The following is a 9,929-nucleotide window of genomic DNA, read 5'->3' on the forward strand; positions in this document are numbered from 1 at the left end:
AAAACCCTGCCTATCCATATTGTTGATGAATTGCAAAACGATAGTCGAGGTTTTCCAACCTCGTATGAATAGTCTAGATATCGGGTTTAACTTTTTCCAATAGCTCATTAATTACATCTATTGGTTTAATCCCTTCAGCTTCAGCACGATAGTTCAAAACAATTCGATGCTTGAGAACTGCCGGTGCAATAAATTTCACGTCTTCAGTGGTTGGTGTAAATCTCCCTTCAAGAACCGCTTTAGCCTTACTTCCCAGGATCAAATACTGCGAACCCCTGGGTCCAACACCCCAGGAAACCCATTTCTTTACAGTTTCGATTGTGTTTGAATTATTAGGTCTTGTTGATCTTGCAAGGCTCACTGCATAATCTGCTACATGTTCTGAGACTGGCACCCTATGGACTAACTCTTGGTAGCAAATAATTTTATCAGCGTCAAGGACTTTTCTTGGGCTAGGATTATACATTGATGTAGTAGCCTTCACGATCTCGATTTCTTCATCGTGAGAAGGATAATCCACATCAATTTGAAACATAAACCTATCGAGCTCTGCCTCAGGTAGTGGATAAGTTCCCTCCTGTTCGATCGGGTTTTGAGTGGCAAAAATCAGGAAGGGAGGATCCAGCTGATATGTTTCTCCCCCAACGGTAACTCTATGCTCTTGCATTGCTTGAAGAAGAGCCGCCTGGGTCTTTGGGGATGCGCGGTTGATTTCATCAGCAAGTAGAATATTACAAAAGATTGGTCCTTTAATAAACTTGAAGAATCTCTTGTCAGTTAATACATCCTTCTCCAATACTTCGGAGCCGGTGATATCCGAAGGCATTAGATCCGGTGTAAATTGAATTCGATTAAAATCTAAGTTTGTGACGTTTGATAACGTACTAACAAGCAATGTTTTTGCAAGGCCGGGAACTCCAACGAACAATGAATGACCCGAGGACATAAGCGATATTAGCAGTAATTCAACTACATTTTTCTGTCCAACAATTACCTTGCTGATTTCCTTAACAATCTGATTTTTAATTTCAGAAACTTCTTCAACTCTCTCAGTATCTTCGTTTCTTTGATACTCAATCTGATTCATTTCTGGGCTCCTCTTCTAATAGTATGTTCAGAACCTCTTTTTCCTTTTCAACTGATTCCAATATCCCTTGATTTTCATATACTGATATAAGAGCTGTGTGTATTTTTGGATCGAACGGGTTTATAGATAATGCAATTTTTAATTCCTGTTCCGCCTTTTTAAAATTCCCCTTCTTAAAGTAAATTCTCCCAAGATTTAAATGTGTGTCGACATAATCAGGGTATAATTCTATAATCGGTTTTAATAGTTGTTCTGCGTTATCGTATTGGCCTAAATCGGTTTTGGTTGAAGTAAGTCGGTTTAAAACTACCGGCGAGGTCTGGTCAAAATGGATTGCCTTTTCGTACTCATATGCTGCCGCTTTTAACCGCCCTCTTGTCCTGAGCATATCGCCCAATCTTGAATATTCTCTTGCTTTGATATCGTCGATATCGATCAGGTCCTCGCTCCCGTCTCGAGAAGGTCCGCTTTCAGTAAATCTCAATTCCTTTACTTCGACGTCAGGAATTCTAACTGAAAGTTTCTTGAACTTAAGGTATTCTACCCAGGAATCATAGAAGCTATCGAATTCTTTGTCTGTAACCATTTTTATCGATAACTTATAATCATCCCTTTTTCTTAAGTTATCCAGTAAACTAACTATTGCATTATTACCCCAAATATTCACGAGATATTCGATCATCGATCCCGATTGCGCAAAAGCAAGCTGTGCTTCATAGGCAGTGTCAAGCTTACCGAATGATGGATGCATTTTTTCTATTGATACTAGCTTATTATCTCTTAGCGCTATAGCCAGAAGCGATTCATAAAAAGGGGTGATAACATCGCTATCTTTTCCCCTCCATCTTTTTTCTTCAAACTTTGCAATACCTTCATGAATCCAAACAGGCGTTTTATTTTGACTCTTAATAAATACTAAGTAGTGAGTGTATTCGTGAGTAAGTGTATCGAACCATGAGAAACCTTTTGGTAGTAATCGGGGGGATAGAATCATGATTCGGTTGAACTTACATATCCCTACTACACCAGTAGTTTTTATATCATTTTCTGATAGGGTCGAAGCATCAGTAAAGCTTTTCAAGTCTGGGTATATTTCGACTACTATAGGCGCTTTTGGGTAGTAATCTAGGTCCAAACCCACTTCATAATAAGCCTTCTCAAGCACAGTTTCGGCGTAACTCATAAGAATTTTATCTTTTGGATGTATGTATCTGATATTGAAGTGTTTTGTGTTAATTTCCTTAAAGTTCAGCCCAAAATCTGAGACGTCGAGAATATAAACTAACGGCCTAAATTTTTCTTGAATGGCTTTTTCTGACATGTCAATCCTTTTTCCATACTCGAGTGCTTGAGCATAGTTCCCCTTATAGTATTCGACCATAGATTTAAAATAGTAGGCTTGTGCTTTATCATCATCACTCAGCGACTGGTCTAAAACTCTATCGGCGACATCTGAGGCCATCGAAATCTGCCATGAGTTTAGATATTCTTCCCCTTTTTTAATTAATTTCTCTGTACCAAACGGGTTGGCAGTAGCATTAAGAAACATAGCAAATAACGGTATTAGAAGATTAATTGTCATCATTTGATGATCCTTTCATAATATCTCTTGTTGAGATCGCTGTAACCTTCGGGTGAACCTTCCTTTATTGCATCCAATATTTTGTCTTTGAATTCTTGTTGAGAATTTGATTCTTGCGGTTTTGGAATTTCGACATAGCTGGTATCAAAACCGAAAGAGTTTTCCCGAGTTTGATTTTTTCCTAGTACCAGTGGAACAGATTTCCCTGCTCCGTTAGAACTGAGCATAAAATCTTTAAGTAAACCTTCGGATTCTCTTCGAGCTTTGTTCAATGATTTTATTGCTTCTTCTTGGTTTGATATTGCCCTGGATAGTTCATTTTCTTTAAGATTTTTGAGCGAGCTGCTCATAAAATCTCTAGCTTCATCTAACGAGTCACCAATTTCGGGTGGAAGCGAAGGTTCATTCTGAGAATTTCTGAGTTCATCCGAGAACCTAGTGGACTCTTCCCGGATTTCGTTCTGCTTTTGAGCAAGATGTTGGGTATTGGATTCTTTCGTTTCATTTTTCAATAAATTTTCAAGGTCATTGTGGATTTCCTTTGCCAATAGTTCTGATTTATACATTTGTTTAGACAAATTTTCCATGTGACCATATCCAAGCTTGCCTAATTCGCTAATTCCATTTATCCGTTCCTCCACTTCTTTTGATAGCATCAGGGCTTCGCTAAATTCAAAGGCTTCAACCCACTTTGATAACTCATCGGTCTGATCAAGAATCCTGTCAAATAATTGATGGTTCTGAAATATTCCATCATCGGGTAAAACGAGTGAAGATTTAGATTTTATTCCCAACAGGTAATTTTGAAGCATTTTAATCTTTTCCCTTTCATTATCTACGAAGTCTCTTAGATTTCCATTTTTTGCAGAGTCAAGCAGCCTGTTTTTATAATCCTGAGTTTTTAGCTTTAGTGCTTCCTCTTCCTTCTCAATATTGTTAAGCCTCGATATATATTCGTTCATTTTCATCATCTCTGTTGAGAGTGATGCAGTTCTGTAAGACTTTAAACCACTCTCAAGAGAAGCGATCATATCTTGCATACTATTTCTAAAGTCTTCCAACAATTTCAGGGCCTTGCCCATATCACCATTGAGGGCTTCATTCAATATATTGTTAAGCTTTTCTTCTAAATCTATAGATGTAAAGGCGTCACGATTTAAAAATTCCCTTTGTAAATCCCCACTTAACTCGCTCAGTTTTTGAGCTAGATCTGATAGCTGATTTTTTAGGTATTCAATCTTTTTCTCAATCTCCCTTCTTGTTTTCTCATTATTATTTTGATTTAGTTTTTCTAATAGCTCTTTTAGATTGTCATATTCATCCTGCATTTTCGCCCCAATATTAAGGGACTGTCTCAATTTCTCTCCCTTCAGCATTGAATCTAAGAAAAGAATGTCATCCTCAAATTCGTTGATTTCCCTGGTTACTTGATTATCTAATCTTGAGAAGTAGTTCGGAGCGAGGGATGAAAGCAGTTGGACTCTATCGTAATAAAGATCGTCGATCCTTATTTTCATGTTCGATAATCCTATGAAATAAGTATAATCTGAATGCTCGTCGTTCTTCATTTTAACGAGTCCATGACCCAAAGAACTCAGGGCATTTTTAATCTTTGATGTTATTGTCTGTTGGGAATTTTGTGTGATCAGCATTTCATCCTTTACATTACTTCTAGCTTCTTCTTCGGAAGCCGCGTCTTCTAACTTTCCGTTTTTAAACAGCCGGTTGTCTGTAAGCCTTGAATTATCTATTTCATCGGCGAGTATTTCCAATAGCTGTTCCTGCAACTTCTCCGCAATTAACATGACATCTTCGTGCGTTTTATTCGGATTACTTAATGTAACCTTAATTACATTTGACTCACCTATCTTGGGACCTGAAACGGTATCATTATCGTATGCCTTAAGTTTTACATTAATCGTCTCATTGGGCTCAGCTTCAATTCCCTGTGGTTCCCAAAGAAATTCTCCCTCTTTTGATTTTGTTTCAGTTTTGAACTGTTCAATTGTTTTACTCCCAACACCCCCACTAGATTCCCATTCCAATATTATTTTGGAAATGCCGAAATCGTCGGTCGCTCTGTAGGAGATCGCTAGTTGTTCGTTGCTGCTAGCCAGGTTTGCTTCTGATAAAGGGTAATCAATCTTTACTTCGGGATTAAAATCCTCTATGGCATTGATAAGAAAATCCCTCGATCTGATATCATTACTTTGATCTTCAATATAATAGGTATCGTCTGAAACAATAACAAAATTTGCCCTCACATTTTGCTTACTTGTGTCTATAGCGTAAGGGACACCTTTTTCGAGAATTAACTTTCCCCTATTTAGTGGTCTTAAAGGGGTTGCTTCAAAAGTTACATTTGTACCCTTGATAGCTTCTACCTTTCCGTCTGTTCCCAAAGCTACCTTCCTCGGCATCCGTGTGTATGCAGGATAATCATATGTAATCTCAATATCTGCTAGTTCAAGAAGGTGCCTTTTGTCAAAAGAGAACATGCGTCTACTGAATAGAAAGTTTCTGTATTCTGAGGGAGTAAATAGAATCATGACGAGGAATATGATCAAGGAAATTGTGACCAGTTTCCAGTATCTACTCAATTTTTTATCCGTAAATAGTGGACTAAGGTCAGAGGTCTCCATTCTGAGGACAACTCGATCTATGTGGGCTATTATAAGATCTTTCGAAACACCTGTTTCATTTTCTTTATCTCCTAAAATCGATTTTAGTAAACAGGCATTGATAAAGTCTTCTCCGAGTCCAGGGGATATCCTGTCTATTTCATGAGATAATTCAGCAATTTTATGTCTTGTTAAAAGGGCAGACAAAAAAAACTTATAGAAGCAAATTGTAATTGCTATAATGGTGAGGATTTTTGTCAAAGAGAGAAAAATGTGATTTAAAGAAATAAACGAAAGGATCGAGGATAATGACAGGATTATAATCGTAGCTATGAAAAATTCTACTATCCCTTTCAGGGCGCGAATTTTTTTTTGTTTCTCTTCTATGTGATCTGAGATTGTTTCAAAACGTCTTGATGAACTGTAATCTATCACAGGGAATAAATTCTACACTAGAGAAGGGTCTAAGAAAAATTGGCAAGAACTAATAATTCATGATAACATAATTTTCCTTAATAGCTTGTCTACGGATTGCCCATGGGCCATAAAACACTTCTGACAAAAAGGGTCGACTTTGCTGCCTCACATCGTTATTGGAATCCTGAGTGGAGTGAAGAAAGGAATCAAGCAGTCTTTGGTAAATGTACGAGTAAATATGGTCATGGACACAATTATATCCTTGAGGTTACAATTGAGGGTGAGGTTGATCCCAAAACGGGTATGATAATTAACCTATATGACTTAAAACCAATGATAAATGATGTTCTTAAGGATTTTGACCATAAACATCTGAATGATGATAACATCTATTTTCGAGATAGAATTCCCACTACAGAAAATATCGCACGAGTATTTTGGGAATTGATAGAAAAACAGCTTGGGAAAGAAACAAACTGTAGACTATATAGAATAAGACTCTACGAGACCCCTGATCTGTTTGTGGATTATAGGGTTGTATGATATGCCAAGGGAGATTTGTAGTATAACAAAAGTGTATCACTTCTCGGCAGGACATCGACTTTTTCTAAAAGATGTGTCAGAGGAAGAAAATTTTCGAATTTTTGGCAAATGCACCAATCCTAAAGGGCATGGGCATGATTACTATTTAGAGGTAAGGGTTAGTGGACATATTGATCCAGATACGGGAATGATAATAAGTATTAGTGAGCTGGATGACATAACGGGAGATGTCATCGATGAATTAGATCATAAAAGGCTTGATATTGAAGTTCCCTATTTTACAGATGTGCAAGCCTCTGGAGAGAACATTGTGAAGTACTTTTGGTTACAACTTAGACCAAGGATAAAAAAAGGGGAACTCAGTTATCTGAAACTCTGGGAAACGCAAAATAACTATTTCGAGTATTTTGAGGAGGAACCTTCATAAAATGAGTATAGCGACAGCCGTGCGGGAGATTCTTACAGAGATTGGAGAAGATCCTGACAGACAGGGGCTTAAAAATACACCTGATAGGGTTGCAAGGATGTATAAAGAGCTTACAACTGGTTATATGATCTCACCTCAACAAATGATAAACGGTGCTATCTACGATATTAAGTATGATGAGATGGTAGTAGTCAAGGACATAGAGTTTTATAGCCTCTGCGAACATCATCTGCTCCCCTTTTTTGGTAAGTGCAGCGTCGCATATATTCCGGATGGGAAAGTAATAGGGCTTAGCAAGATACCGAGGATTATCGAGGTTTTTGCACGACGTCTTCAGATACAAGAGGCAATGACTGTTCAGATCGCGGATTTCTTAAATGATACTCTTAAACCCCAGGGTGTAGCTGTGGTTGCAGAAGCATATCATCTTTGTATGGCCATGAGGGGGGTTGAGAAATCTGAGGCTAGCATGTTAACCAGCTCTATGCGTGGGGTGTTTAAAAAGGATGAGAGGACAAGAATAGAATTTTTAAGCTTGATAGGTAAGCGTTGATGTCAAAAGAAGTAGCAGTGATTACTGGAGCTGGAAGGGGTATAGGGAAAGAATGATGAAACCGGACGCTGTAGCGGATATGATTATTAACATCTACAAGCAACCCAAGGATGTTCTCACTGAAGAAGTATTTATTATGCCTAGAAGGGGGGCTTTTTAGTGGTTATTTTTGATGATAAGATTTATCGGTGAAATTTATCAAAATCCTTAGCATACTATGCATGTTTGAGGGTAAAATACTAAGATGCATCGGATAGTAGTCGTAGGGCTAGATTATAAGTCTGCTCCTGTAGAACTCAGAGAGCGTTTAGCCTTTTCACAATCTATGTTGGAATTGGGTCTCGAAGAGCTATATGCAAAAAGATATGTCCAGGAGTGTCTTATCTTATCTACCTGCAACCGTGTTGAGGTGTATGCTGTTTCTGACAATATTGAGGAATGTGTTGAAAGTATAAGGGAGTTTCTTTCGGACTTTCACAGGTTATCATTAGATTCGTTTGCTCACGTACTCAATATCTCCATAGGACACATGGCAATAAGGCATTTATTCAGTGTCGCTTCCAGCATAGACTCTATGGTTATTGGGGAGCCTCAAATACTTGGGCAGGTAAAACAGGCATACAAGTCAGCCGTTTTCAAGCAGACAGTCGGTTTAATCTTGAATCGACTGTTTCATACCGCTTTTTTCGTGGCTAAAAAGGTTAGGGCTCAGACCAAAATAGGCACGCAGGCGGTTTCGGTAAGTTATGTCGCTGTAGAGCTTGCAAAGAGGATATTTGATGATCTATCAAAAAGAAGGGTCATGCTGATTGGTGCTGGAGATATGGGGGAACTTGCTGCTCAACATCTGATTAACAGCGGTATAAGGGATTTAATTATAGCAAGTCGGCGGTATGACAGCTCTGAAGCACTTGCGAGTAAACTTAATGGAAACCCGATAAGTATGGATGAGGTTTATTATTTTCTGAAGGAAACTGACATTGTGATAACCGCTACTGGGTCGTCTGAGTATATTATTAAACCTCACCATATGCGGGAAGCCCTCAAGCTGAGAAATAATGAGCCAATTTTTATGATTGATATTGCAGTTCCACGCGATATAGATCCGAGGGTTGAAGAAATATCAAACATCTATCTTTACGATATCGATGATCTAAGAGGCGTGACGGATGAAAATATGGAGTCCAGGCGGGAAAATGCCAAATTGGCCGAAGAAATTGTACTTCAAACTGAAAGAAAGTTCCAAGGGTGGCTAAATGGTTTGAAGGTGGTGCCGACAATAGTTAAGCTGAGGAGTAAGCTCGAGATTATTAAGGAAGCGGAGTTAAGAAAGGCACTCGATAAGTTGGGAAGCGATGACGAAAAGGTTAAGAATATAATTGAAAGCATGGCTTCGGGAATCGTTGGAAAGATACTTCATGATCCGCTGACAAATTTGAAGAAGGAATCCTCTACGTCTTTAGGTGCCCTATATATGGATTCAATGCAAAAATTGTTTGAGCTTGACAACGAATTTAAGGTCTTTGAAGAAGAGGAAGATGAAGCAGACGTTAAGGATTGGGAGTAGGGGTAGCAAGCTTGCGCTCTGGCAAGCTGGTTTTATAGAGTCTCTCATAAGTAGTAAATTCCCCGAAATAAAAACTGAAAAACATATTATAAAGACGGCCGGAGACAAGGAGTTAGATTCACCCCTTTCGGTAATAGGGGGCAAAGGGGTATTTGTTAAGGAGATTGAAGAGTCACTCCTTAAACATGAAATAGATTTTGCGGTTCATAGCCTGAAGGATTTACCGACTGTTCAACCACACGGGCTTAAAATTGGGGCAGTCTCAAGAAGGCACGATCCGAGAGATGCTGTCGTATCGAATGGGAGTTTAAAATTGACTCAACTTAAAAAAGGGTCAATAGTTGGAACTGGTAGTCTAAGGCGTCAAGCACAGATACTTCATCATTTCCCTGATCTACGAATAGCCTCAATCAGAGGGAATGTTGATACTCGGATAAGGAAGTTAAGAAATGGCGGATTTGATGCTGTTGTTCTTGCAGTGGCAGGACTTGAGAGGCTGAATTTAGTTGAAGAACTTACAGAAATCTGTCCAATCGATTTTCTTATACCGGCCCCGGGACAGGGAATTTTAGCTGTCGAATGCAGAGAAAAAGATGATGACTTACATGAAATCCTTTCAGAAATCAATCACCTCGATACAAGTATAGCTGCCTCCGCGGAAAGATCGTTTCTTCTGAGAATTGGCGGAGACTGCAATCTGCCTGCAGGGTGTTACGCTTCAATTAAAGAAGAAAGTCTCAGTATATTAGGTTTCCTTGCCTCTCCCGATGGTAGAGATATTGTAAGAAAGGAGATACAGGGTTCATTGAGAGATCATAAATCGCTGGGGAAAGAGCTTGCTGAAACAATTCTTTTGGATGGCGGGAATAAAATCATATCAAAGCTTGCTCCCTAATTTATGAAATCCCTCCTAATCCCCGGCTTGAGAAGTGTAAAGTATTATCAGGGGAAGACACAATTCGTCCGGACGGGGACATGGGTAACAATTCTCCTCCCCCCAATAAATTGGGGGGAGGATTAAGGTGGGGGGGACGATTTTAGCCAGCGAATTCTCTTTAGCTTGCGGCGGAGGTACCCATTCAGCATAGGCGGGAGGTCGCTTTGATATCCTCCCGATTGTAAAAGGCAGTTG

General features: G+C 39.0%; 8 protein-coding genes. 5 read left to right on the plus strand and 3 right to left on the minus strand.

Going from position 1 to position 9,929, the window contains the following annotated elements:
• Positions 1-73 precede the first annotated feature (73 nt).
• The 3 genes from VGA95_05585 to VGA95_05595 are packed head-to-tail and all read right to left on the minus strand — an operon-like array spanning position 74 to position 5,725.
• On the minus strand, positions 74-1,087 hold the full coding sequence (locus tag VGA95_05585) for a MoxR family ATPase (GenBank protein HEX9666016.1): 1,014 nt from the start codon (positions 1,085-1,087) through the stop codon (positions 74-76).
• A complete protein-coding gene (locus VGA95_05590) occupies positions 1,074-2,672 on the minus strand; it encodes a tetratricopeptide repeat protein (protein ID HEX9666017.1) in 1,599 nt (532 codons plus the stop codon). Before VGA95_05590 ends, VGA95_05585 begins: the two co-directional genes overlap by 14 nt.
• Positions 2,669-5,725 carry a DUF4175 family protein gene (locus VGA95_05595; protein HEX9666018.1) on the minus strand — a complete coding sequence of 1,019 codons (3,057 nt, stop codon included), beginning with the start codon at positions 5,723-5,725 and terminating at the stop codon, positions 2,669-2,671. Before VGA95_05595 ends, VGA95_05590 begins: the two co-directional genes overlap by 4 nt.
• Before the next feature lie 102 nt (positions 5,726-5,827).
• On the opposite strand from VGA95_05595, the gene VGA95_05600 reads away from it, so the two are divergent.
• The 5 genes from VGA95_05600 to hemC all read left to right on the plus strand — a co-directional run bounded on the left by VGA95_05600 (position 5,828) and on the right by hemC (position 9,692).
• Complete coding sequence (locus VGA95_05600) at positions 5,828-6,250, plus strand: 6-carboxytetrahydropterin synthase (GenBank protein HEX9666019.1); 423 nt, start codon at positions 5,828-5,830, stop codon at positions 6,248-6,250.
• Between the two features lies 1 nt (position 6,251).
• A complete protein-coding gene (locus VGA95_05605; GenBank protein HEX9666020.1) occupies positions 6,252-6,677 on the plus strand; it encodes a 6-carboxytetrahydropterin synthase in 426 nt (141 codons plus the stop codon).
• Position 6,678: 1 nt separating this feature from the next.
• The gene (gene folE / locus VGA95_05610; protein ID HEX9666021.1) at positions 6,679-7,230 is read left to right on the plus strand and encodes a GTP cyclohydrolase I FolE; all 552 of its coding nucleotides are present in this window, start codon (positions 6,679-6,681) and stop codon (positions 7,228-7,230) included.
• A gap of 244 nt (positions 7,231-7,474) precedes the next feature.
• Positions 7,475-8,797 carry a glutamyl-tRNA reductase gene (gene hemA / locus VGA95_05615; GenBank protein HEX9666022.1) on the plus strand — a complete coding sequence of 441 codons (1,323 nt, stop codon included), beginning with the start codon at positions 7,475-7,477 and terminating at the stop codon, positions 8,795-8,797.
• The gene (gene hemC, locus VGA95_05620) at positions 8,769-9,692 is read left to right on the plus strand and encodes a hydroxymethylbilane synthase (GenBank protein HEX9666023.1); all 924 of its coding nucleotides are present in this window, start codon (positions 8,769-8,771) and stop codon (positions 9,690-9,692) included. The genes hemA and hemC overlap by 29 nt, the downstream gene beginning before the upstream one ends.
• Positions 9,693-9,929 lie beyond the last annotated feature (237 nt).

This window comes from Thermodesulfobacteriota bacterium (genome assembly GCA_036397855.1).
Lineage (GTDB): Bacteria > Desulfobacterota_D > UBA1144 > Nemesobacterales > CSP1-2 > DASWID01.

Bases quoted from the DNA above. Each gene is read 5' to 3' on its own strand.
- VGA95_05605 (HEX9666020.1), top strand. From the start codon at position 6,252: ATGCCAAGGGAGATTTGTAGTATAACAAAAGTGTATCACTTCTCGGCA.
- hemC (HEX9666023.1), top strand. From the start codon at position 8,769: ATGAAGCAGACGTTAAGGATTGGGAGTAGGGGTAGCAAGCTTGCGCTC.
- VGA95_05585 (HEX9666016.1), bottom strand. From the start codon at position 1,087: ATGAATCAGATTGAGTATCAAAGAAACGAAGATACTGAGAGAGTTGAA.
- hemA (HEX9666022.1), top strand. From the start codon at position 7,475: ATGCATCGGATAGTAGTCGTAGGGCTAGATTATAAGTCTGCTCCTGTA.
- folE (HEX9666021.1), top strand. From the start codon at position 6,679: ATGAGTATAGCGACAGCCGTGCGGGAGATTCTTACAGAGATTGGAGAA.
- VGA95_05590 (HEX9666017.1), bottom strand. From the start codon at position 2,672: ATGATGACAATTAATCTTCTAATACCGTTATTTGCTATGTTTCTTAAT.
- VGA95_05600 (HEX9666019.1), top strand. From the start codon at position 5,828: ATGGGCCATAAAACACTTCTGACAAAAAGGGTCGACTTTGCTGCCTCA.